This is a genomic window from Methylobacterium sp. HJ2 (genome assembly GCF_056431005.1).
Window position 1 is genome coordinate 310394 of the sequence record NZ_JBWJYM010000002.1, and the last position, 22897, is coordinate 333290.

General features: G+C 72.0%; 21 protein-coding genes. 10 read left to right on the forward strand and 11 right to left on the reverse strand.

Features of this window, described 5'->3' with window-relative positions; genetic code table 11:
- Window positions 1–44: 44 nt before the first annotated feature.
- The 6 genes from ACS5RC_RS06050 (at window position 45) to ACS5RC_RS06075 (ending at window position 6490) form a co-directional block, all read left to right on the forward strand.
- A complete protein-coding gene (locus tag ACS5RC_RS06050; RefSeq protein WP_478342924.1) occupies window positions 45–2735 on the forward strand; it encodes a hybrid sensor histidine kinase/response regulator in 2691 nt (896 codons plus the stop codon).
- A 93-nt stretch (window positions 2736–2828) separates the two neighbouring features.
- Complete coding sequence (locus tag ACS5RC_RS06055) at window positions 2829–3347, forward strand: chemotaxis protein CheW (RefSeq protein WP_478343423.1); 519 nt, start codon at window positions 2829–2831, stop codon at window positions 3345–3347.
- Between the two features lie 22 nt (window positions 3348–3369).
- Window positions 3370–3756 (forward strand): response regulator, encoded by a 387-nt coding sequence (locus tag ACS5RC_RS06060; RefSeq protein WP_478342925.1) that lies wholly within the window; start codon window positions 3370–3372, stop codon window positions 3754–3756.
- A 166-nt stretch (window positions 3757–3922) separates the two neighbouring features.
- The gene (locus ACS5RC_RS06065; RefSeq protein WP_478342926.1) at window positions 3923–5146 is read left to right on the forward strand and encodes a protein-glutamate methylesterase/protein-glutamine glutaminase; all 1224 of its coding nucleotides are present in this window, start codon (window positions 3923–3925) and stop codon (window positions 5144–5146) included.
- Window positions 5143–6045, forward strand: a complete 903-nt coding sequence (locus ACS5RC_RS06070; protein WP_478342927.1) for a CheR family methyltransferase — start codon at window positions 5143–5145, stop codon at window positions 6043–6045. The genes ACS5RC_RS06065 and ACS5RC_RS06070 overlap by 4 nt, the downstream gene beginning before the upstream one ends.
- 145 nt (window positions 6046–6190) lie before the next feature.
- On the forward strand, window positions 6191–6490 hold the full coding sequence (locus tag ACS5RC_RS06075; protein WP_478342928.1) for a hypothetical protein: 300 nt from the start codon (window positions 6191–6193) through the stop codon (window positions 6488–6490).
- Between the two features lie 3 nt (window positions 6491–6493).
- Here the strand turns inward: ACS5RC_RS06075 and deoA are convergent, their stop codons facing one another.
- The 4 genes from deoA to cdd are packed head-to-tail and all read right to left on the reverse strand — an operon-like array spanning window position 6494 to window position 9804.
- Window positions 6494–7798, reverse strand: a complete 1305-nt coding sequence (gene deoA, locus ACS5RC_RS06080) for a thymidine phosphorylase (protein ID WP_478342929.1) — start codon at window positions 7796–7798, stop codon at window positions 6494–6496.
- Window positions 7795–8538: a deoxyribose-phosphate aldolase gene (deoC, locus tag ACS5RC_RS06085; protein ID WP_478342930.1), complete on the reverse strand. Its 744-nt coding sequence runs from the start codon at window positions 8536–8538 to the stop codon at window positions 7795–7797. The genes deoA and deoC overlap by 4 nt, the downstream gene beginning before the upstream one ends.
- Window positions 8535–9368 (reverse strand): purine-nucleoside phosphorylase, encoded by an 834-nt coding sequence (locus ACS5RC_RS06090; protein WP_478342931.1) that lies wholly within the window; start codon window positions 9366–9368, stop codon window positions 8535–8537. Before ACS5RC_RS06090 ends, deoC begins: the two co-directional genes overlap by 4 nt.
- A complete protein-coding gene (gene cdd / locus ACS5RC_RS06095; protein WP_478342932.1) occupies window positions 9349–9804 on the reverse strand; it encodes a cytidine deaminase in 456 nt (151 codons plus the stop codon). Before cdd ends, ACS5RC_RS06090 begins: the two co-directional genes overlap by 20 nt.
- A gap of 192 nt (window positions 9805–9996) precedes the next feature.
- Between cdd and ACS5RC_RS06100 the strand changes: the two genes are divergently transcribed.
- Entirely contained in the window at window positions 9997–10584 is a 588-nt protein-coding gene (locus ACS5RC_RS06100; RefSeq protein WP_478342933.1) for a peroxidase-related enzyme, read from the forward strand.
- 153 nt (window positions 10585–10737) lie between these two features.
- Here the strand turns inward: ACS5RC_RS06100 and ACS5RC_RS06105 are convergent, their stop codons facing one another.
- The 5 genes from ACS5RC_RS06105 to ACS5RC_RS06125 all read right to left on the reverse strand — a co-directional run bounded on the left by ACS5RC_RS06105 (window position 10738) and on the right by ACS5RC_RS06125 (window position 15276).
- The gene (locus tag ACS5RC_RS06105; RefSeq protein ID WP_478342934.1) at window positions 10738–11511 is read right to left on the reverse strand and encodes a YfdX family protein; all 774 of its coding nucleotides are present in this window, start codon (window positions 11509–11511) and stop codon (window positions 10738–10740) included.
- 267 nt (window positions 11512–11778) lie between these two features.
- Window positions 11779–12360 (reverse strand): c-type cytochrome, methanol metabolism-related, encoded by a 582-nt coding sequence (locus tag ACS5RC_RS06110; protein ID WP_478342935.1) that lies wholly within the window; start codon window positions 12358–12360, stop codon window positions 11779–11781.
- Window positions 12361–12498: 138 nt separating this feature from the next.
- Entirely contained in the window at window positions 12499–13266 is a 768-nt protein-coding gene (locus ACS5RC_RS06115; RefSeq protein ID WP_478342936.1) for an anti-sigma factor family protein, read from the reverse strand.
- Between the two features lie 75 nt (window positions 13267–13341).
- Window positions 13342–13962, reverse strand: a complete 621-nt coding sequence (locus ACS5RC_RS06120) for a sigma-70 family RNA polymerase sigma factor (protein WP_478342937.1) — start codon at window positions 13960–13962, stop codon at window positions 13342–13344.
- A gap of 135 nt (window positions 13963–14097) precedes the next feature.
- Window positions 14098–15276, reverse strand: coding sequence for a patatin-like phospholipase family protein (locus ACS5RC_RS06125; RefSeq protein WP_478342938.1), 1179 nt, complete (start codon window positions 15274–15276; stop codon window positions 14098–14100).
- A 328-nt stretch (window positions 15277–15604) separates the two neighbouring features.
- Between ACS5RC_RS06125 and ispG the strand changes: the two genes are divergently transcribed.
- Both ispG and ACS5RC_RS06135 read left to right on the forward strand, forming a co-directional pair.
- Window positions 15605–16918: a flavodoxin-dependent (E)-4-hydroxy-3-methylbut-2-enyl-diphosphate synthase gene (gene ispG / locus ACS5RC_RS06130; protein WP_478342939.1), complete on the forward strand. Its 1314-nt coding sequence runs from the start codon at window positions 15605–15607 to the stop codon at window positions 16916–16918.
- A gap of 265 nt (window positions 16919–17183) precedes the next feature.
- Window positions 17184–19148 carry a potassium transporter Kup gene (locus tag ACS5RC_RS06135; protein WP_478342940.1) on the forward strand — a complete coding sequence of 655 codons (1965 nt, stop codon included), beginning with the start codon at window positions 17184–17186 and terminating at the stop codon, window positions 19146–19148.
- Window positions 19149–19280: 132 nt separating this feature from the next.
- Here ACS5RC_RS06135 and ACS5RC_RS06140 read toward each other — a convergent pair whose 3' ends face one another.
- Both ACS5RC_RS06140 and ACS5RC_RS06145 read right to left on the reverse strand, forming a co-directional pair.
- The gene (locus tag ACS5RC_RS06140) at window positions 19281–20867 is read right to left on the reverse strand and encodes a DHA2 family efflux MFS transporter permease subunit (RefSeq protein ID WP_478342941.1); all 1587 of its coding nucleotides are present in this window, start codon (window positions 20865–20867) and stop codon (window positions 19281–19283) included.
- Between the two features lie 51 nt (window positions 20868–20918).
- Window positions 20919–22130, reverse strand: a complete 1212-nt coding sequence (locus ACS5RC_RS06145; RefSeq protein ID WP_478342942.1) for an HlyD family secretion protein — start codon at window positions 22128–22130, stop codon at window positions 20919–20921.
- Between the two features lie 120 nt (window positions 22131–22250).
- Here ACS5RC_RS06145 and ACS5RC_RS06150 point away from each other — a divergent pair, with 120 nt between their 5' ends.
- A complete protein-coding gene (locus ACS5RC_RS06150) occupies window positions 22251–22895 on the forward strand; it encodes a TetR/AcrR family transcriptional regulator (protein ID WP_478342943.1) in 645 nt (214 codons plus the stop codon).
- The last annotated feature ends 2 nt before the right edge of the window (window positions 22896–22897 follow it).

Sequence of the window (22897 nt, forward strand, 5' to 3'; positions counted from 1 at the left end):
CGCTTGAACCGACGACAGGTCGGTCATGAGTTCGAGTGTCGCCGATGGACGATCTGCTGCGTGAGTTCCTGACCGAGAGCAGTGAGCATCTCGACACCGTCGATACCGAGCTCGTTCGGTTCGAGCAGGATCCGAACAACGAGACGATCCTGCGGAACATCTTCCGCCTGGTGCACACGATCAAGGGCACCTGCGGCTTCCTCGGCCTGCCGCGCCTCGAGGCGCTGGCCCATGCCGCCGAGACCCTGATGGGCCGCTTCCGCGACGGGCTGCCCGTCAGCGGCGCCTCGGTCAGCCTGATCCTCGCCACCCTCGACCGGCTGAAGGCGATCCTGGCCGATCTGGAGATCGCCGGCACCGAGCCCGCCGGCTCCGACGACGACCTGATCCACGCCCTCGAGCGCATGTCCCTCGGGGAGGCGCCCGCCCCGGTCGCCGCGCCCGCCCCCGTGGCCGCTCCCGCCATCGTGCTGCCGCCGCCCGTCGAGCGCGAGCTCAAGCCCGGCGAGGTCAGCCTCGAGGATCTCGAGGCCGCCTTCAATGCCGCGCCCGGCCCGGAGGACGAGCCGGCCCCGCTTCCCGCCCCGAGCGCCGCCGCGCCGGCCCGCCCGGCCCCCGCGCCCGCCCCGGTCGAGGCGGCGCTCCCGGCGGCGTCCCGCGGCGAGGCGCCCGCGCCGGCCGCCTCCGAGGGCGAGGGCCCGGCCAAGGTCCAGACCATCCGGGTCAACGTCGACACCCTCGAGCACCTGATGACGATGGTCTCGGAGCTGGTGCTGACCCGCAACCAGCTCCTCGAGATCGCCCGCCGCCACGAGGATTCGAGCTACAAGGTGCCGCTGCAGCGGCTCTCGCACGTCACCGCCGAGCTGCAGGAAGGCGTGATGAAGACGCGCATGCAGCCGATCGGCAACGCGTGGCAGAAGCTGCCGCGGGTGGTGCGCGATCTCTCGGGCGAACTCGGCAAGCAGATCGACCTCGTGATGGTCGGCGCCGAGACCGAACTCGACCGCCAGGTCCTCGACGTGATCAAGGACCCGCTCACCCACATGGTGCGCAATTCCGCCGATCACGGCCTGGAATCGACCGCCGTGCGCGTGGCCGCCGGCAAGCCCGCGCGGGGCACGATCCGGCTGGCCGCCTACCACGAGGGCGGCACCATCACGATCGAGATCGCCGACGACGGCAAGGGCCTGGATCTGGCCGCCATCCGCCGCAAGGTGGTGGAGCGGGGTCTGGCCGGCCAGGCCGACGTCGAGAAGATGACCGACGCCCAGGTCTCGAAGTACATCTTCGATGCCGGCTTCTCGACGGCGGCGGCCGTCACCTCGGTCTCGGGCCGGGGCGTGGGCATGGACGTGGTCAAGACCAACATCGAGACCATCGGCGGCGTCATCGACATCAACACCCAGGCGGGCCGCGGCACCACCTTCACCATCAAGATCCCGCTGACGCTGGCCATCGTGGCCGCGCTGATCGTGCGGGCGGGCGAGAACCGCTTCGCCCTGCCACAGGTGGCGGTGCTGGAGCTGGTGCGCGTCGACGCCGCCTCGGCCCAGACGATCGAGCGCATCAACGGCGCGCCGGTGCTGCGCCTGCGCGAGCGGCTCCTGCCCATCGTCACGCTCACGGGCCTGCTCGGCCTGGATGCGGGCCAGACCCAGTCGGGCTTCGTGGTGGTGGCCCAGGTCGGGCGCCAGCGCTTCGGCATCCTCGTCGACGAGGTCTTCCACACGGAGGAGATCGTCGTGAAGCCGATGTCCTCCAAGCTGCGCCACCTGCCCCTGTTTGCCGGAAACACCATCCTGGGCGACGGCGCCGTCGTGCTCATCGTCGACCCCAACGGCATGGCGCGCCAGGTCAGCCAGAGCACGCAATCGGGCCAGATCCCGGCCGAGGCCGAGGCGGAGGAGATCGAGGCGGGCGAGGCCAAGACCACGCTGCTGGTGTTCAAGGGCGGCAACGGCGCCTTCAAGGCGGTGCCGCTCTCGCTGGTGACGCGCCTGGAGGAGATCGACGCCGCCAAGGTCGAGTGGCTCGGCGGGCGCCCGCTGATCCAGTACCGCGGCCGGCTGATGCCCCTGGTGGTGGCCGACGAGGCCATCCAGATCCGCAGCGAGGGCAGCCAGGCCCTCGTGGTGTTCTCCGACGGCGAGCGCGCGATGGGCCTCGTGGTCGACGAGATCGTCGACATCGTCGAGGAGCGCCTGGACATCGAGATCTCGGCGGAGCGCTCGGACCTGATCGGTTCGGCCGTGCTGCGGGGCCGCGCGACCGACATCATCAACATCGCCCACTTCCTGCCGCTGGCCTACGACGACTGGGCCCGGGGCCCGCGCCGCCCGGAGACCCGCGCGCGCACCCTGCTCCTCGTGGACGACTCGGCCTTCTTCCGCGACATGCTCACGCCCGTGCTCAAGGCGGCGGGCTACAGCGTGGTCGCGGCGGCGAGCGCCGAGCAGGCGCTGTCGCTGATGCAGGGCGAGGCCCGCATCGACGTGGTCGTCACCGACCTGGAGATGCCGGGCCGCAGCGGCTTCGACCTCGTCGCCGCCATGCGGGGCACGGGTTCGGCGCTGACGAGCCTGCCGGTGATCGGCCTATCGGGCGCGGTCGGCACCGAGATGGTCGAGCAGGCCCGCCGCCTCGCGATCTCGGACATCGTGGCGAAGTTCGACCGGTCCGGCCTGATCGCCGCGCTCGGCGAGATAGAGGCCCCCACCGCCCGGGCGGCCTGACCGCACGCGGCGCGGGGCGCTCCCCCCCGCACCGCCTCGTAATTTTCTGTCCGCGCCTCCCCGCGATCCCGCTCACCGGACGACACACCCATGATGCAGCCTGCCAACAGCAACGGCGCGGCCAGGAGATCCCAGGACGCCGACAAGGAGGCCCTGAAGGACGCCGTGCACGAGTTCGTCACGGTCTTCGTCGGGGAGACCATGTTCGGCCTCGCGATCAACCGCGTGCACGACGTCTTCATCCCGACCGGGATCACGCCGGTGCCCCTGGCGCCGCCCGAGATCGTCGGCCTGCTCAACCTGCGCGGCCGCGTGGTCACGGCGATCTGCCTGCGCCGGCGCCTCGGCATGGCCCCGGCCGAGACGCAGGGGTCCGGGATGGCGATCGGCCTGGAGCAGGCCGGCGAGACCTTCGGCCTCGTGGTCGACGGCGTCGGCGAGGTGATGAAGCTCGGGCCCGACACCCACGAGCCGGTGCCGATCAACCTCGACGCCCGCTGGCGCGACCTGACGCTGGGGGTCCACCGCCTCGACGGCCGTCTCCTCGTCATCCTCGACGTGGACGGCCTCCTGAAGTTCGGGGCCGAGCGCCCCGAGGCCAGCGCCGCCTGAGCGGATTCCGGGAGCCCCGCCCATGAAGACCTGCCTCATCGTCGACGATTCCGCCGTGATCCGGAAGGTCGCCCGCCGCATCGTCGAGACGCTCGGCTTCAACGCCGCCGAGGCCGAGGACGGTTCGGACGGCCTCGACATCTGCAAGACGGCGATGCCGGAGGCGATCCTGCTCGACTGGAACATGCCCAAGGTCGACGGCTACGCCTTCCTCCAGGCCGTACGCCAGATGCCCGACGGAGACCGCCCGAAGATCCTGTTCTGCACCACCGAGAACGATGTCGGCGCCATCGCCCGGGCGCTGCGGGCGGGCGCCGACGAGTACATCATGAAGCCCTTCGACCGGGACATCCTCACGGCCAAGCTCGAGCAGGTCGGCGTCGTCGCGGTCGACGCCCTCCCCGCCTGAGCGAGGCCCGGATCCGTGATCCGCAAGGGCACGATCGGATCCGGAGCGAGACGACCCGAGGCGTCGGCACGACGCCTCCTCTGCCCGGGCTCGACCCGTACGCGCCCGAACGCGGGTCCGCGCGGTCGGCCCTTTCGTCAACGACCCGTGACCGAGGCGTGACCCCATGTTGGCATCCCCCGCGAATCTCGCGCCGCGCCCCGTGCCGAAGGCGCCGGGCACGGCCGCCCCGGGCGGCGTGGGCCAGCCGGCGCCGGGCCTGATCCGGGTGCTGATCGCCGACGATTCCGCCGTGGTGCGCGGGCTCGTCGCCCGCTGGATCGGCGAGGCCGGGTTCAACGTGGTCGGCACCGCCTCGAACGGCCGCATCGCCCTCGAGATGATGAGCCGCCACGACCCCGACGTGGTGCTCCTCGACATCGACATGCCGGAGCTCGACGGCACCGAGGCATTGCCCCGGATGCTCGCCGCGAGCCCCGGCCTGCAGGTCGTGATGATGTCGACGCTGACGACCCGCAATGCCGACATCTCGTTGAAATGCCTCGCGCTCGGCGCCGTCGACTACCTCGCCAAGCCCGAGAGCAATCGCGGCGTCACCACCTCCGACGCCTTCCGGGCCGATCTCGTCGAGCGGGTCCGCCTGTTCGGGGCGGTTCGCGCCCGCGGTCGCAAGCCCGTGCCGGCCAGCGCACCCGCCACCGCCCCGGTCAGCGTCCCGGCCCCCGGCGCCGCGGCGGCCCCGCCCCCGCTCTCGCGACTGTCCGCGCCCTTCACCCTGCGCCCGAAGGCGCGCCCCGGCACGCCGCGCGTCCTGCTGATCGGCTCGTCCACCGGTGGCCCGCGCGCGGTCGGCGAGGTTCTGGAGAAGATCGGGGCCGCGACCCTGCGGCGCCTGCCGACCCTGATCGTGCAGCACATGCCGCCGATCTTCACGGCGGTGTTCGCCGAGCATCTCGCGGCCCGCACCGGGCTGGTGGCCGCCGAGGGCAAGGCCGACGAGGCGCTCCAGCCCGGCCGGATCTACGTGGCGCCGGGCGGGCGCCACATGGGGCTCGTGGGCGGCCACGGGCGCGAGCCGGTGATCCGCCTCGATGACGGGCCGCCGGTGAATTTCTGCCGCCCTGCGGTCGACGTCCTGTTCAAGGACGCCGCCCAGATCTTCGGGGCCGCGACGGTCTCGGTGATCCTCACTGGGATGGGCTCGGACGGCACCCACGGCGCGCGCGCGCTCGTCGATGCCGGCGGCCCGGTCCTGGCCCAGGACGAGGCGACCAGCACGGTGTGGGGCATGCCCGGCAGCGTGGCCAAGGCCGGACTCGCCCAGGCGGTCCTGCCGCTCCCCGAGATCGGCAATGCCCTGCGCAACCTGATCACGGGGCAGTCGGCATGACCGAGCACGAGTTCGACTTCCTGCGCGGCTACCTCAAGCAGCGCTCCGGCCTCGCGATGACGGCCGAGAAGCGCTATCTCGTCGAGAGTCGCCTCACCCCGGTCTGCCGGCGCTTCAACCTGCCGGCCCTGGGCGACCTGGCCGCCGCTTTGCGCCTCGGCCGCGACAGCGCGCTGGAGCGCGCCGTCGTCGAGGCGATGACCACCAACGAGACCTTCTTCTTCCGCGACCGCACGCCGTTCGACCTGTTCCGCGACGTCCTCCTGCCGCAGGCCCTGAACCGGAACGCCGCCCGGCGCCGGCTGCGGATCTGGTGCGCCGCCGCCTCGACCGGGCAGGAGCCCTACTCGCTGGCGATGCTGCTGCAGGACGCCGCCCCGCGGCTCGCGGGCTGGCAGACCGAGATCGTCGCGACCGACCTGTCCACCGAGGTGATCGAGCGGGCCCGGACCGGGATCTACACCCATTTCGAGGTGCAGCGCGGCCTGCCGGTGCAGTGGCTGATCAAGCATTTCACCCAGGTCGGCGAGCAGTGGCAGATCTCCCAGGCCCTGCGTGCGATGGTGGATTACCGACCCCTCAACCTGCTGCACGGGTTCGAGGCGCTGGGCCAGTTCGACGTGATCTACTGCCGCAACGTGCTGATCTACTTCGACGCCCCGACCAAGGCCGACATCCTCAACCGGATCGCGGCCGCGCTGGCGCCCGGCGGCGCCCTGGTGCTCGGGGCCGCCGAGACGGTGATCGGCCTGACCGACCGGCTGAGCCCGAACCCCGAGCATCGCGGCCTCTACGGCCACGGCGTCGCCGCGCGGACGGTTCAACCCGCGCCCCTCCCGAATGCGGCGCCCGCGCCGGCCCTCGGGCTGCCCCAGATGCGGGTCGCGGCGGGGCGCTGAGGCGGCCCGCCTCCGAGCGCCGGCCCCGTTCGTATCCGAACGCGGGCTGTCCGCGGGCGTCAGGCGCCGTTCAGAGCCGCACGCCTAGACCGGGGTCCGAAGCCGGTGCCGGACGGTGCCGGCACCAAGACCCAGGAGAACGTCCATGTCGATCGTCCCCCGCGTCCTCGCCGTCCTCGGGCTGGCGGGCGGCCTGCTCGCCGCGGCGCCCGCCGCGAACGCGGCGCCCCTCGCCGTCGCGCCCGTGGCCTCCGAGACCGGCCTCGTCACCGTCCAGTACGGGTACGGATACGGCCCGCGCCATTTCGGCCACCATCGCGGCTGGGGCCATCGCCGCCATTTCGGCCACGGTTACGGCTGGGGGCACCGCCCGCATTTCGGCCATCACCGCGGCTGGGGGCACCGCCATCACGGCTGGGGCCACGGCCACCATCGCGGCTGGTGAGCCTCAGCCGATCCGCTCCAGCACCGCGGCGCCTTCGGGCGCCGCGGCTCCCATCCGGTAGGCCGCGCGGAGCGCCGCCTCCGCCCGGTCCGCCCCCGCGGCGTCGGCCGCGTGCACGATCCCGATGAGGCCGCCCGCATCGCCGGGCCGCGCCAGCGCGCTGAACCCGACCCGCGGGTCGATCCCGTCCTCCGGTCGGGTCCGGCCGCCGCCGAGCCCGATCACCGCGAGCCCGATCGCCCGGGTGTCGATCGCGGCGACCGTTCCCGCCTGCCGGACCTCCCGCCGCACCGGCGCGGCGGGCAGGTGGCGCTCCGGCCGCTCGACGAGATCGCCCGGGCCTCCGAGCGCCGCCACCATCCGCCCGAAGGTCTCCGCCGCGCGCCCCGTCGCCAGGGCGTCCTCGAGCCGGTCCGAGGCCGCCGCGACGGAGGCGGCGAGCCCGCCCGCCACCAGCATCTCGGCCCCGAGCGCCAGCGTCACGGCGTGGAAGCGCGGCTCGCGGGAGCGCCCGGTCAGATAGTCGAGGGCGTAGGCCACCTCGAGCGCGTTGCCGGCGCTGCTCGCCAGGGGCGCGTCCATGTCGGTGAGGAGCGCGACCGTGGGCAGGCCGGCGCCCGTGGCGACGTCGACGATGCTGCGGGCGAGCGCGCGCGCCTCGGCGAGCCCCGTCATGAAGGCACCCGAGCCGAGCTTCACGTCCATCACGAGCCCGTCGAGCCCGGCCGCGAGCTTCTTCGAGAGGATCGAGGCGGTGATCAGGTCGAGGGATTCGACCGTGCCGGTCACGTCCCGGATCGCGTAGAGCCGCCGGTCGGCCGGGGCGAGGTCGGCCGTCTGGCCGATGATGGCGCAGCCGGCCTCCCGCACGGCCGCCTGGAAGCGGGCGAGGCCCGGGACGGCGTCGTAGCCCGGGATGCTGCCGAGCTTGTCGAGGGTGCCGCCGGTATGGCCGAGGCCGCGTCCGGAGATCATCGGCACGTAGCCGCCGCAGGCCGCGACCATCGGAGCGAGCGGCAGGCTCACCGCGTCGCCGACCCCGCCGGTTGAGTGCTTGTCGAGCACCGGGCCGGGCAGGTCCCAGACGAGCACGCGGCCCGATTCCGTCATCGCCCGCGTCAGCGCCACCCGCTCGGGCAGGGCGAGGCCGCGGAAGAACACCGCCATGGCGAAGGCCGCGGCCTGTCCCTCGGTGACCGACCCGTCGGTGAGGCCGGCGATGAAGGCGGCGATCTCCGCCGGATCGAGGGCGTGGCCGTCGCGCTTGCGCCGGATCGTCTCCTGCGGGAGCCCGCGCGGAGAGGTCATGCGCCGCCGTCCCGCGCCGCGACGAGGGCGCCGTAGAGGCTGCTGGCCCCGAGCCGGAACGTCGCCGGCCCCGCCCAGGCCGGCCCCATGATCCGGTCGGCGAGGGCGAGGTAGGTTGCGGCATCCTCCACCCCGCGCAGGCCGCCGGACACCTTCAGCCCGGCCGGGCGCCCGGTCCAGGCCCGGATCTCGCCCAGCATCGCCGCGGCGGCCACGGGCGTCGCCGAGACCGGGCTCTTGCCCGTCGAGGTCTTGAGGAAGTCGGCACCCGCCTCCAGCGCCAGCCGGGAGGCGGCCGCGATCCGCTCGGGCGTCTCCAGCGCGCCCGTCTCCAGGATCACCTTGAGGCAGACCCGCCCGCAGGCCTCGCGCACGGCCTCCACCATCTGGCGGGCGATCTCGGGCTCGCCGCGCAGCAGGGCGCGGTAGGGCAGGACGAGGTCGATCTCGTTGGCGCCGTCGCGGATCGCCTCGCAGGCATCGTCCACCGCCCGGTCGATGTCCTCGCCGCCGTCGGGGAAGTTCACCACCGTGGCGATGCGCACCGGCCCGCCGCCCAGCGCCCGGCCGCAGGCGGCCACGAATTGCGGCCAGACGCAGACCGCCGCCACGCCGCCCGCCCGGGCGTCGCGGCAGAGGGTGTCGATGCGCGACTCGGTACAGGTCTCCGACAGGTCGGTGAGGTCGAGGAGCGGCAGGGCGCGGGCGGCCACGGCCCGCGGATCGGTCGTCTCGGTCACGGATCGGCTCCCGGCAGGGCGGCGGCGAAGGCGCGGATCAGGCGGGCGAGATCGTCCGCGGCGGCGCGCGCCGCCGCCTTGGTCTCGGCGTGGTGGGGTGCGCCCCCCGAGACGCCCGCGGCCCAGTTCGTCACCACCGAGACGGCGCAGACCCGGAGGCCAAGGAAGCGGGCGAGGATCACCTCCGGCACCGTCGACATGCCGACGAGGTCGGCGCCGAGCCGGCCGGCCATGCGCACCTCCGCCGGGGTCTCGAAGCTCGGCCCCGAGAACCAGGCATAGACGCCTTCGGCGAGCGGCACCCCGCAGGCCCGCGCCGCCTCGGCGAGGCGCGCGCGCAGGTCCGGGTCGTAGGCGGCGTTCATGGGCACGAAGCGGGCGTCCGCTGCCTCGCCGATCAGCGGGTTCATCCCCGAGAGGTTGAGATGGTCGGTGAGCATCACGAGGCGGCCGGGGCCGGCCTCGGGCATCAGCGAGCCGGCGGCGTTGGTGAGGAGCAGCGCCCCGGTGCCGAGCGCGGCCAACGCGGCGAGCGGCACGCGCATGGCGGCGGCGTCGCCCCGCTCGTAGGCGTGGGCCCGGCCCTCCAGCACCAGGACGTCGCGCCCGGCGATCCGCCCGCGATGGAGCCGGCCGCCGTGGCCGGTGACGCCGGGCTCGGGAAAGCCCGGGATCTCCGCGTAGGCGAGCGAGGTCCGCCCCTCGAGATCCTCGGCGATCCGCCCGAGGCCGGTGCCGGTGACGACGGCGCAGGCATGGGGACCGGCAAAGCCCGCGGCACGGAGCGCCGCCACGGCGGCGGCGACGGGATCAGCCACCGGCGGTCTCATCGATCGTCTCGCCGAGTGTCTCCGGGCCGAACGAGACGGGCAGGAGTTCGTCGAGGCTGAAGCTGCGGCGCACGCCTTCCGGGCCGGCGACGTGGATCGGCGTCGTCCCGGTGGCGAACTCGCGGATGCGCTGGCGGCAGGCGCCGCAGGGCGTCACCAGCCCCGCGCCGTCGCCCAGCACCAGGATCGCCCGGATCGCCCGCCCACCGCTCGCGATCATGGCCGCGATCGCGCCGGCTTCCGCGCAGGTGCCGACCGGGTAGGCCGCGTTCTCGACGTTGCAGCCGGCATGGACGGCGCCCCGCTCGTCGACGAGGGCCGCGCCGACCCGGAAATTGGAGTAGGGCGCGTGGGCGCGCGCCCGCACCGCCGCGGCCGCGGCGAAGAGGGCATCGAGGGCGCCGGTCCCGCGCGTCTGTTCGGGGTCAGCCCGCATGGGGACCTGTTTGGCATCCCGCGGGCCGGCCTGTCGAGGCCGCGAGGCCCGTTCCGCGCGAGCCCGGTCGCCCCTGCGAGTGCGCGACCCCGACCGCGACGGCTTCGTCGGGATCGGCCCTCCTGAACCGATCCGGGATCCCCTGGGGCGGAAAGCGGTCTAGACTGGTCCGTACCCCCTGCAGGTCGCCCCATGCCCGACGAGACGAACGCCCCGGTCAGCCGCTACCCGATCCCGGCGCTCGATGCGATGCCGGAGGATATCCGCGCCCGCATCCTGGCGGTGCAGGAGAAGTCCGGGTTCGTCCCCAACGTCTTCCTGATGCTCGCCTATCGGCCGGACGAGTTCCGCGCCTTCATGGCCTACCACGACGCCCTGATGGACAAGCCGGGCGGCCTCACCAAGGCCGAGCGCGAGATGATCGTGGTGGCGACGTCGGCGGCGAACCAGTGCCAGTACTGCGTCATCGCCCACGGGGCGATCTTGCGCATCCGGGCCAGGAACCCCCTGATCGCCGATCAGGTCGCCAGCAACTACCGCAAGGCGGACATCACCCCCCGCCAGCGCGCGATGCTCGATTTCGCCCTGAAGGTCTCGCAGCAGGCCCACGAGACGGGCGAGCCCGACAGCGTCACGCTCCGCGCGCACGGCTTCAGCGACGACGACATCTGGGACATCGCGGCGATCGCGGCCTTCTTCGGGATGTCGAACCGCCTCGCCAACTTCACCAGCCTGCGTCCGAACGACGAGTTCTATGGCCTGGGGCGCGGATCGGCCTGAGCGTCGCTCGGGCCGGCGCCCGGGCGGAACACAGTCGGGTGGCCTCGGAGGGTGTTCAGCCCGGGTGGCGGCTCGGGCGGCTTGGATAGCGGCCGGCGCGCCCTTCGGTGCGCCGACCCTGCCGGGATCGAGCCCGTGTCGATCCCCGATCGGTCAGTGTCCGGCTTTCGCGCCGGGTGCCTGCGGGGAGGCCGTGTCGGCCGTCGCGGCCGCGGCCTTCCGCGGGACGGCGACCGCATCGATCCTGTCGAAGCGCATCCCATCCTGGGCCGTCTTCAGGATCGCGTTGGCCTCATAGTACTTGCCCTGGTCGATCAGCGCGGCGGCCTGGTCCACGTCGGCCCGGGTCTTGTCGAGCGGCAGCACCGCCATCGTGACGCTGACATCGACATGGGCGAGCTTGAGCTTCTCCAAGGCGCCCTTCTGGTCACCGTGGGCGAGGTTCCTGTTCGCCTCGGTCACGGCCGAGGCCTTCTCGGGCGTCGCCACGAAGTCGTCCGCCAGCACCAGCTGCGCATCGACCGGCACCCAGGCGACCGGCGCCTTCGAGGCCGGCGCGGCATCTGGCTTCGCAGCGGGTGCAGACGCCGTCCCGCCGGCGAGATCGGCCGCGGTCTTGAGGTCGGCCTCGGCCTTGTTGAACACCGCATCGTCGGCCTTCGCCTTGTCGAAGGCCGCCCGAGCCTTGCCGATCATGGCCTTGGCCTGGGCCGGATCGGCCTCGAAGATAGCGAGGCGGGTGAGCTGGAGATCCCTGAACGCCTGGGCGCCATCCTTCGAGAGCCTGCCGACATCCTTGTCGACCGCCGTCCGGCCCGCGCTCGTCTGCGCCGCGCCCTGTTGGGCCGCCTGCTCGGCGGCGAAGGCCGTGCCGCCGAGGATCGTGGTGAGCACGAGCGCGGCAGTCGTCGATCTGCGATAAGCCATCGTCCTATCTCCACCTGAACGCCGGATTGAAGGCTCTATTGGATATCCGCCTTCTTCATTCCGTGTTCAGACAATAGACCGATGACTTTCCGCCGGCATGGCCGATTGATTAAAAGACCGCAACGGTCGTGCGATCCGTGGAAACGGCCGTGTGGCGCCAATTGAACGGACGAGCGCGGACGACAGGGCATCGCAGCCCCGCCGCACGCGGCGCGGGGATCGGGCGCCACATCGGCGCGGCCGCCAGCAGGTCGGCCGCCCGCTCGCTCACTTCATGCAGGCGTCTTCGGCCTTCTCGAACGCGGCGGGCTTCGCCTCGTGCTCGGCGGGACGATTGCGGCCGAGGGCACCGTCGGAGCGGGCCCGCAGGTAGGTGTAGATGTCCGGCATGTAGCACATGACGTTCTTGTTATCCCGGAAGGCCGGCATGACCAGTTCCTGCGAAGCATTCACGTCCCGCTTGCCGCCGACGATGATGCCGGCGAAATGCGCGTAGTCCATACCCTTCAGCGCGTTGACCAGAGAGGGTGCGTAGGTCGATCCCATGCCGTCCGGCCCGTGGCAGACGATGCAGTTGGCGCTGTAGCGCACATATCCGGACATCGTGTACCAATCGACTTTCTTGCCATCCTCGGTGACGTGATAGGTCGGATCTCCGTTCGTGTCGGTGTACTGGCCGTCCTGGACCTTGGCCGGCTGGGTCGGGCCGTCGCTCTTGAGGGCGGCGGGGTTGGCCGCAGGGGCTGCCGTCTGACCGGTCGCGGGGGCGTCGGGCCCCGCTGCGATCGCGCTCCCGCTGCCGAGGAAGGCCAGGGCGAGCGCGGTCACGACACCTGTGGCGGAATGCATGATGGAACCCTCCCACGCTGGCCGCCCGGGGCCGGCAGGGGATAACCGCGAACGCCGAGATCAGAGGCCGCGCGGTTCGGTCACGTTCTCGCGAAGCGTCGCCCCGCGATGCGGGAGCGGGTTGCCGGGCTTCGACCCCTACGGCGTCGCGACGGCGAGGGCCGCCGCGGCGTTGCGCCGGGCCACCTCGTCGCGGCCGCCGCTGACCGCGTAGGCCGAGCTGCCGGCGCTCCAATAGACGGCGTCGCCGTCGGCCTCGCTCGGCCAGGCCGCCGGCTCGGTCGCCGGCCCGCTGCCGCGCCGGTGGGTGGCGAAGAGCGAGATCTCGCCGTCCGTGCCCGCATCGAGGGCGATCTCGACGCCGGTGCCGTGGCGCGACGGGAAGACCTGCACGTCGCGTACGATCCAGTCGGCCGGGAGCGCGGGCAGGCGGATGCCGGTCGCGGTCGCGATGGCGTCGCGGTCGTAGGCGGCGCTGCGCTGCGAGGCGATGCCGGCCCGCAGCCGCGCGACCTCGCGGGCCTGCCGGGCATCCTCCACGAGGGTCGGATCGATGGTGGCTGCGAAGGTGCCGGGGACGCCGAAGCTGCCGACCTCGTCGTGGGCGAGCCAGCCGGCCCCGACCAGCACCGCGATCGCCGCCGCCCGCTTCAGGCGGGCGCCGATCCGGCGCCAGCGCAGGGAGCGGTCGAGGCGCCGGGCGGCCTGCCGGTTGCGTTCCGGCCCGGGGCCGGGAAGGCGCGAGAAGGCGGCCCGCAGGGCATCGCGATCGTGCATCTCGGCCATCACGCGGGCCGCCGTCTCGGGATTGCGGCCGAGATGGGCCTCTACCTCCAGCCGGCGCATCACGTCGAGCTGGCCGTCGATGAAGGCGGTGAGATCGCTGTCTGTGATCGGGTCGATCATCGCGCGCAGTCCTGTCCGTCCAGATTTCGTCTGAGGGCGACGCCGGTCAAGGGCCGATAGGCCTCCGGCCGGCGGCTACCAGCCGCGCAGCGCCCGGCGGAAGACCGGGCCGTCCGTCTCCGCCTGTCCGTCGCGCGAGACGAGGCGCAGGCCCCCGCGCTCGGGCCGGGGCGGCTCGGCGGATTCGTCGGCCGCCCGGCCCCCCTGCCGACCCTCTTCGAAGGCCCGCAGCGCCGCGCGCCCGCGGCCGAGGCGCGACATCAGCGTGCCGATCGGGATGCCGAGCACGGCGGCCGCCTCGGCATAGGCCATGCCCTCGAGCGTGACGAGGTGCAGGGCCGCGCGCTGCTCCTCCGGCAGCGTCATGAAGGCCTGGCGGATCTGGGAGAGGCGGACCTGCCCCTCCTGGGCGGGCGGCACGGTCTCCTCGCTCAGCTGCACCAGCACGTCGGCGTGGCGCGCCTCGACCTGCTTGCGGCGCTGGTCGTCGATGAAGACGTTGTGCAGCACCGTCATCATCCAGGTGCGCAGGTTGGTGTTCGCCCGCAGGCCGCCCTGGGATTCGAGGGCGCGCACGAGGGTGTCGTGCACGAGGTCGTCCGCCCGCAGGGTGTCGCGGGTGAGGGACCGTGCGTAGCGCCGCAGCGGCACCAGCAGGTCGACGATGTCCGGGCGCGGCGTCTTGTCGGAGCTCATACAGACATCAACGGCCGGAGCGCGGGGTTAATCCCGACCGCGGACCCTGCGGCGCTCGCGGGGCTCCGCGCGCCGCGGCGGATGCGGGGACGCGACGTCCTGGGCCGAGCCCGCATCCCCGCGGCGGAACGCAGGCTAGCCGTAGGCCGATTCGAGGTCGAGGCTGCAGCGGCGGCCGATCGCATCGTAATGCTCGGCCAGCCACGCCTGCGCCGCCGCGCGGCCCTTGTCGCGCAGGCTCTCGAAGACCCGCCAGCGGGCATCGAGCTTCGAGGCGGCGTTGAAGTGCTCCAGCGCGTCGGTGCCGTCGATCCGGTGCACCAGCACCCGCTGGTAGGCGCCCTGCCCGAGCACGCCCTCCTCGATCAGGCCGTCCACGAAGTCGATGGCGCGCAGTTCGCGCATGAGGTTGGCGTTGAAGGTGATCTCGTTCAGCCGGTCCTGGATCTCGCGCTCGGTGCGCGGCGTCTCGCGCCGCTCCACCGGGTTGATCTGGACGAGCAGGATGTCCCGCGTCTCGGCCCCGCGATGGAGCGGGTAGAGCGGCGGGTTGCCGAGATAGCCGCCGTCCCAGTAGGGCACCCCGTCGATCTCGACGGCCTGGAACACGGTCGGCAGGCAGGCGGAGGCCATCAGGTGATCGACGGTGAGGCGCTCGCGCTCGAACACCGCGAGCTTGCCGGTCCAGACGTTGGTCGCCGAGATGTAGATGCCGGCGGTCTCGGCCTCGCGCAGGCGCTCGAAATCGACCTGGGCGGCCAGCGCCTTGCGCAGCGGGTTGATGTTGAGCGGATTCGAGACGTAGGGGCTCGGCGTCAGCGCCTTGGCCCAGAACTCGGCGACCGGGTTGCCCTTCCAGAAGCCGAGCAGGCTGCTGACGACGCTGCGCTGGGCCGGCCCGAGATCGCCGTCGAGGCTGACCTCGCGCCAGAACCGTTCCAGGCCCTCGCGCGCCCCCTCGGGCCCGCCCTTCAGCCAGCCGTCGATCATCACCACGCCGTTCATGGCGCCCGCGCTCGCCCCCGTCACCGCCTCGAATCCGAGCCGCCCGTCCTCGATCAGCGCGTCGAGCACGCCCCAGGTGAAGGCGCCGTGCGCGCCCCCGCCCTGGAGCGCCAGCGCCACGGTCTTCTCGGCCCGCGGCCCGGCCAGGATGCGCAGGGGCGGGTGGCGGGCCGGGTCGTCCCCCACCGCCGTGTCGGCGGGGGCGGTGTCCGCGCCGACCGCCTGCGCGGAGGTGCGGACGCGATCGGAGCCCGGCACCGCGGTGACGGGGTTATGCGGCTCGTCGCCGTGGGGATGTGCGTGCGTCATGCCGTCCAACATGGGATACCGCAGCGCGGGAGCAACGGTTGCAGTGCAGCATTTCGTCCATCGCGGGTCTGCAGGGGTGATGCGGCGGCGGCGAACTCGACATCCGCGGCCGGATGGGACATGACACGCGCGCAGACTCGGGCTGCGCCGCGTCCGGCCTTGACGCGGCGCGCCGTCGATCGCAGCTCAACGGTGCCGTGCGCAGGGTCTCGCACGGAGCCCGAACCGGATCACCGCGCGCGGCGGCCCCCCACACGGCACGGGACGGACAGGTCCCGCCGACGCGGTTCCGTCAGACGTGCCAGAAGGCCTCGAACGAAGGTCCCCGATGGAAGCCATGGAAGCCGACACCCGCCCCGCGAACCCGCTCGCCGGCACAGGGCCGGAGATCGCGGGCCCGGCGCCCCGGCACCGCACGGTCGGCGTGCGCGTCGGCGAGGGCGAGGGGGCCATCACCGTCGGCGGCGGCGCCCCGATCGTCGTCCAGTCGATGACCAACACCGACACGGCCGACATCGACGGCACGGTGGCCCAGGTGGCCCAGCTCGCCCGCGTCGGCTCGGAGCTCGTGCGCATCACCGTCGACCGCGACGAGGCGGCGGCGGCGGTGCCGAAGATCCGCGAGCGCCTCGACCGCATCGGCGTGCACGTGCCGCTGGTCGGCGACTTCCACTACATCGGCCACAAGCTCCTCTCCGACCATCCGGCCTGCGCCGAGGCGCTGGCGAAGTACCGGATCAACCCGGGCAACGTCGGCTTCAAGGAGAAGAAGGACACCCAGTTCTCCACCATCATCGAGCAGGCGATACGCTACGGGAAGACGGTCCGCATCGGGGCGAACTGGGGCTCCCTCGACGGCGAATTGCTCACCCACCTGATGGACGAGAACGCCCGGTCGGCGCGCCCGATCGATGCCCGCGCCGTGATGCGCGAGGCGATGGTGCAATCGGCCCTCTCCTCGGCCCGGCGCGCCGAGGATCTGGGCCTGCCGAAGGACCGGATCATCCTGTCGGCCAAGGTCTCCGCCGTCCAGGACCTGATCGCGGTCTACCGCGAGGTGGCGCGCCGCTCGGACTACGCGATCCATCTCGGCCTCACCGAGGCGGGCATGGGCTCGAAGGGCATCGTGGCGGCCTCGGCGGCGATCGGCGTGCTGCTGCAGGAGGGCATCGGCGACACCATCCGCTACTCGCTCACCCCCGAGCCCGGCGGCGACCGGACGCTGGAGGTCAAGGCGAGCCAGGAACTGCTGCAGACGATGGGCTTCCGCACCTTCGTGCCGCTGGTGGCCGCCTGCCCCGGCTGCGGCCGCACCACCTCGACCACGTTCCAGGAACTCGCCCGCGACATCCAGAACTGGATCGTCACCTCCATGCCGGAATGGAAGAAGACCTATCCGGGCGTCGAGGGCCTCAACGTCGCGGTGATGGGCTGCATCGTGAACGGCCCGGGCGAGTCGAAGCATGCCGATATCGGCATCTCGCTGCCCGGCACCGGCGAGACGCCCTCCGCGCCGGTCTTCATCGACGGCAAGAAGGCGATGACGCTGCGCGGCAACACGCTCGCCAAGGATTTCGAGGCGATCGTCATCGACTACATCGAGCGCCGCTTCGGCCAGGGCACGCGCAGCGCGGCCGAATAGGCCGGACGACGGCCGCGCCGGGCCGCCGCTCTCTCCCCGACCGCGCGAGGACAACCGGACCGAGCCATCGCCTGCGACGACTCGCGGAGCGGTGGCTGTTTCCGGCCGCGCGCCGGCATGATAACCAGACCGTCACGATCCCTTGTGCGAACCGGCCCCGCGCCGCGCACGCACCGGCAAGCTTTTCGCGTCCCCGTCGCATCCTCCGGCGAGGATCCCGATTTTCAGCGAAGCGCCGGGCAGGCCTGAGCCTCGATCAGATCCGATGACCCACTCCGCCACACCCGGCGCCACCGCCGCTCAGCCCGAGGCCGCGCCGCAACCGGCGATGCCCGAGGCCCTCGCCACACCCGCGGGCGCCCTCGACGCGGAGGGCCACCGTCACGCGGGCTTCTGGAGCCTCGTGGTCGGCTCCGTCGGCGTGGTCTACGGCGATATCGGCACCAGCCCGCTCTACGCCTTCCGCGAGGCGCTGGGGCCCGCGCGCACCGACAACATCCTGCTGCCCGAGGAGGTGCTGGGCACCGCCTCGCTGATCCTCTGGGCGCTGTTCCTGATCGTCACGGTCAAGTACGTGGCGATCCTGCTGCGCATGGACAACAACGGCGAGGGCGGCATCCTCTCGCTGATGGCGCTCGCCCGCAAGGCGGTCGGCGGCTCGCGCATCGTGCTGACGCTGGGGCTGCTCGGCGCCGCCCTGTTCTACGGCGACGCCGTGATCACGCCCGCGATCTCGGTCCTCTCGGCGGTGGAGGGCCTGAAGCTCGTCACGCCCGCCTTCGAGAACTCGGTGCTGCCGATCACGGTGGCGATCATCGTCGCGCTGTTCCTGGTCCAGAGCCGGGGCACCAGCAAGGTCGCGGCCTTCTTCGGGCCGGTGATGGTGGTGTGGTTCCTGGCGCTCGCCGCCGCCGCCCTGCCGCACGTCGTCGCCCACCCGGTCGTCTTCAAGGCCGTCAATCCCTGGTACGCCGTGCATTACCTGCTCGGTCACGGCAGCGGCGCGCTGATCGCGCTCGGCGCCGTCTTCCTGGCGGTGACGGGCGCCGAGGCGCTCTTCGCCGATCTCGGCCATTTCGGGCGCAAGCCCATCCAGATCGCCTGGATCGGTCTCGTCTTCCCGGCGCTGGCGATGAACTATCTCGGCCAGACCGCTCTGGTCCTGGAGAAGCCCGAGACCTCGGACCCGTTCTACCAGATGGTGCCCGAATGGGGCCTGCTGCCGATGGTGATCCTGGCCACGCTCGCCACCGTCACGGCGAGCCAAGCGGTGATCACGGGCGCCTTCTCGCTGTCGCGACAGGCGATCCAGCTCGGCCTGCTGCCGCGGCTGGAGATCCGCCACACCTCCGAGGCCCATTCGGGGCAGATTTACCTGCCTCAGATCAACGGCCTCCTGCTCATCGGCGTCGTGGCCCTCGCGGTCCTGTTCCGCACCTCGTCGGCCCTGGCCTCGGCCTACGGCATCGCGGTCACCGGCACGATGCTGCTCACCGCCACCATGACCTTCCTGGTGATGTGGCGCCTGTGGCGGTGGTCGCCGATCGCCTCGGCGGCGATCATGCTGCCCTTCATCGCCATCGAGTTCCTGTTCCTGCTCTCGAACCTGCTCAAGGTGTTCGAGGGCGGCTACGTGCCCCTGCTGCTCGCGGGCGTCCTGATCGTGCTGATGTGGACCTGGGTGCGCGGGGTCACGATCCTGTTCAACAAGACCCGCAAGACCGACGTGCCGATCCTCGAACTCGTCGGCATGCTGGAGAAGAGCCCGCCCCACCACGTGCGCGGCACGGCGGTGTTCCTGACGAGCGACCCCGAGATCGCGCCGGCCGCGCTGCTGCACAACCTCAAGCACAACAAGGTCCTGCACGAGAAGAACGTCGTCCTGACGGTGGAGACGGTCGACAGCCCGCGCTCGAACGAGGCCGACAAGGTCCGCATCGAGCCGATCGGTCCGCATTTCTACAAGGTCGTGATGAAGTTCGGCTACATGGAGACGCCGAACATCCCGAAGACCCTGACCCTGCTGCGCCGCCAGGGCTTCAAGTTCGACATCATGGCGACGTCGTTCTTCCTCTCGCGCCGCTCGATCCGGCCGGCCGCCCATTCGGGCATGCCGCTCTGGCAGGACCGGATCTTCATCACGCTGGCCAAGAACGCCAACGACGCCACGGACTTCTTCCAGATTCCCACGGGCCGCGTGGTCGAGGTCGGTACGCAGGTCACGGTCTGACCGTCGCGGTCTGATCCCGCCCGCAGGGCCCGCGCGGGGCCGGAGCGAGAGCCGCCCTCCCCCCCTCGGCCCCGGCGGGATAGGCCGGAGCCGCGCCCGGCCCGCTGAGCCGGCGGCGGCCCCTCGCCGGGTTCAGTGCCCCGCCCCGCCGACCGCGGCGGTGGGGCGCCGGATCAGCGGCGTGGCGCAGGCCATGGCGAGGAACAGGCCGGTGAGGACGAGGAACACGTCCTCGAAGCTCATGACGAGGCCCTGCACCCGCACCGTGTTGGTCATGGCCTTCAGCGCCATGCCGGCGGCGTCGCCCCCCATCGCCTCGAACTGCCGGCGCATCGCATCGAGCCGCTCGACCGCGGCGCCGTTCGCCCAGGTGAAGCGCTCGTGCAACCGGGCGAGGTGGAGGTCCCAGCGATCGTTCAGCAGCGTGTTGATCAGCGCGAGGCCGACCGCGCCGCCGAGGTTGCGCGTGAGGTTGTAGAGGCCCGAGGCGTTCTTCATCCGCGCCGGCGGCAGGGTGCCGAGCGCGATGTTGTTGATCGGGATCATGCACAGCATCAGCGAGCAGCCGCGCAGCACCTGCGGCCAGAGCAGCTCCCAGAAATCCCAGTCCTTGGTCAGGCCGGTGACGATCCAGGTACCGGCGGCGAAGCCCGAGAAGCCCAGCGCCATCAGCAGGCGCGGATCGGCCTTGCTGAGGAAGCGCCCGGCGATCGGCGCGGTGGCGAACATGCAGAGCCCGGAGACGAACATGGTCTCGCCGATCTGCAGCGCCGAGTAGCCGCGCACCCGCGCGAGATAGACCGGGTAGAGGTAGGTCAGGCCGTAGAGGCCGATGCCGAGCACGAAGCTGAAGATGCAGCCCGCCGCGAAGTTCCGGTCGGAGAAGGCGCGCAGGTCCACGATCGGCTGGCGCGCCGTGAACACGCGGGCGAAGAACAGCAGGCCCGAGACGGCGCAGACGATGGCGCAGGCGAACACCGCCTCGTCCTGCATCCAATCGTGGTTCGGCCCCTCCTCCAGCACGTATTCGAGGCAGCCGAGGAAGCCCGCCATGAAGGCGAGCCCGGCCCAGTCGAAGGATTTCAGGAGGTCGAGGTTGGGCTTGTCGAAATCGACCAGGATCCAGGTCGAGACCGTGACGAAGATGCCCGGCACGATGTTGATCAGGAACAGCCAGTGCCAGGAGAACAGGTCGGTGAGGTAGCCGCCGACCGTCGGGCCGATGGTGGGGGCCAGCGTCGCCACGAGGCCGATCATCGGCGAGACGATCGAGCGCTTCGAGGGCGGGAAGATCGTGAAGGCCGAGGCGAACACCGTCGGGATCATGCCGCCGCCGATGAAGCCCTGGAGCGCGCGCCAGACGATCATCTCGCCGATCGAGGACGAGGTGGCGCACATCAGGCTCATCAGGGTGAAGCCGCCCGCCGAGATCGCGAACATCCAGCGCGTCGAGAGCACCCGCGAGAGGGTGCCCGAGAGCGGGATCGAGATCACCTCGGCGATGAGGTAGCTGGTCTGGACCCAGGGGATCTCGTCGCCGGAGGCCGAGAGGCCGGCCTGGATCTCGTTCAGCGAGGCCGAGACGATCTGGATGTCCAGGATCGCCATGAACATCCCGAACACCATGCAGAGGAACGCCACCATGCGGCGGCGGTCGAGCGGGGGCTCGACCGGGACGGCCCGCGGAGGCGCACCCTGGATCGTGGCGGTGGCGGCCATGACGGCTCTACCCTCTTCGGATCGGGCGGCGCGCCGCCTCAGGCATGGGCATCAGGGATGGGCGGCGAGCCTCTGGACGGGGGCGTCGGCCCCCGCGCGGGTATCGACCCTGACGACCACCGAGAGGCCCGGGCGCAGCAGGCCCTCGCGGGCGACGTCCTCCGGCACGCGCACGCGCACGGGCAGGCGCTGCACGATCTTGGTGAAGTTGCCGGTGGCGTTGTCGGGCGGAAGCAAGCTGAAGACCGAGCCCGAGGCCGGGGACAGCGATTCCACCGTGCCGACGATGTCGCGGTCCGGATAGGCGTCGACCGCGATGTGCACGGTCTGGCCCGGCCGCACCCGGGCGAGCTGCGTCTCCTTGAAGTTCGCGTCGACGCGGGCGCTCTGCAGCGGCACGAGGGCGGCCACGCGGGAGCCCGGGGCGACGTAGGCGCCGGCCTCCACGGCCTTGTTGCCGACGACGCCGTCGAAGGGGGCGCGCACCACGGTGAAGTCGAGGTCGCGCCGGGCGCGGTCGACCGCCGTGCGCAGCTCCGCGGCGAGGCTCTCGGCCTCGCGCGCCTGAGCCTTCAGCACCTCGACATTGGCCTTGGCGGCGAGCAGCCCCGCCTCCGCTCCCTTGACCGCGGCGTCGGTGCGGTCGCGGTCGGCCCGCGTCTGGTCGAGCTTGGATTTCGCCACGAAGTCGGACTGCATCTGGGTCGCGCGGACGTAGTCGGCCTGGGCCCGCACCGCGTCGGCCCTGGCGGCATCGATCTGCGCCGCGCCCTGCGCGACCTGAGCCTGGGCCGCCTCGGCCTGGCGGGCGATCCGCGCGATGGTGCTCTCCTGGGTGGCGAGCTTGTCCTCGGCCGCCCGCAGCGCGAGGCGGTAATCGCCGTCGTCGAGCTTGGCGATCACGTCGCCCCGGTGCACGGCCTGCCCGTTCACCACCGGCACCGCGTCGAGATAACCCGAAACCTTGGCGGCCAGGACCGAGATGTCGGCCTGGACATAGGCGTCGTCCGTGGAGACGAAGAACCGGCCCACGGTCCACCATTGCCAGCCCGCATAGGCGCCGCCGCCGAGCGCGCCGGCGAGGATCAGCAGCAGCAGCGCGCGCCGGAGCGGGCGCTTGCGCTTCGGAGCCGCTGCCTGCGGCTCAGCAGGCGCAGGCGTGGCAGCAGGCGGCGCCGGGCGAATGGGTCCGCGCTCGGCGCGCTCGTCCTCGGCGATCTCGACCGCGCTCTCGGGTCGACCGGCGTCTTCGCGCAACGACATGCCAACCATCCTCACCGCATTGACCGAACCGTTCGGTCATTCGCCGGACCGAGTTGACGTCCGGGCCGACGCGGCGCTAGATAACATTGACTGAACGGTTCGGTCAATCGGGGCAGGGCGATGGCTGGAACGGCGACGCTGGAACGAGACCAGGGGGCGCATCCGGCGGAGAGCGAGAAGCGCCGCCAGATCCTGGAAGGCGCCCGCAGCGTGTTCATGGCCGCAGGCTTCGACGGCGCCAGCATGGGCGAGATCGCCAGGGCGGCGGGCGTCTCGAAGGGCACGCTCTATGTCTATTTCGACAGCAAGGAGGCGCTGTTCGAGGCGCTGACCGTCGAGGAGAAGAGCGGCCTCGCCGAGGCCCTGTTCCGCCTCGATGCGGACGACCCGGACGTGCGCGCCGTGCTGACCCGCCTCGGCACGAGCTATCTCGGCATGATGGCGCGGCCCGAGCACGTCTCGATCATCCGCATGGTGATCGGGGCCAGCGAGAAGTTCCCGCGCTTCGGGCAGGCCTTCTACGAGGCCGGCCCGGTCTGCGGCGTCGGGCGGCTCCAGGCCTATCTCGAGGCGCAGGTCGCGCTGGGACGGCTGCGGGTCGCCGACACCGAACTCGCCGCCAAGCAGTTCCTGCATCTCTGCCAGGCCGGCCTGCTGACGCGGCTGCTGTTCAACGCGGGCGGGCCCCCGACCGAGGCGGAGATCGAGCATCGCGTGCGGGAGGCGGTGCGGATGTTCTTCGCCGGATACGGGCCCGAGGCCTGAGT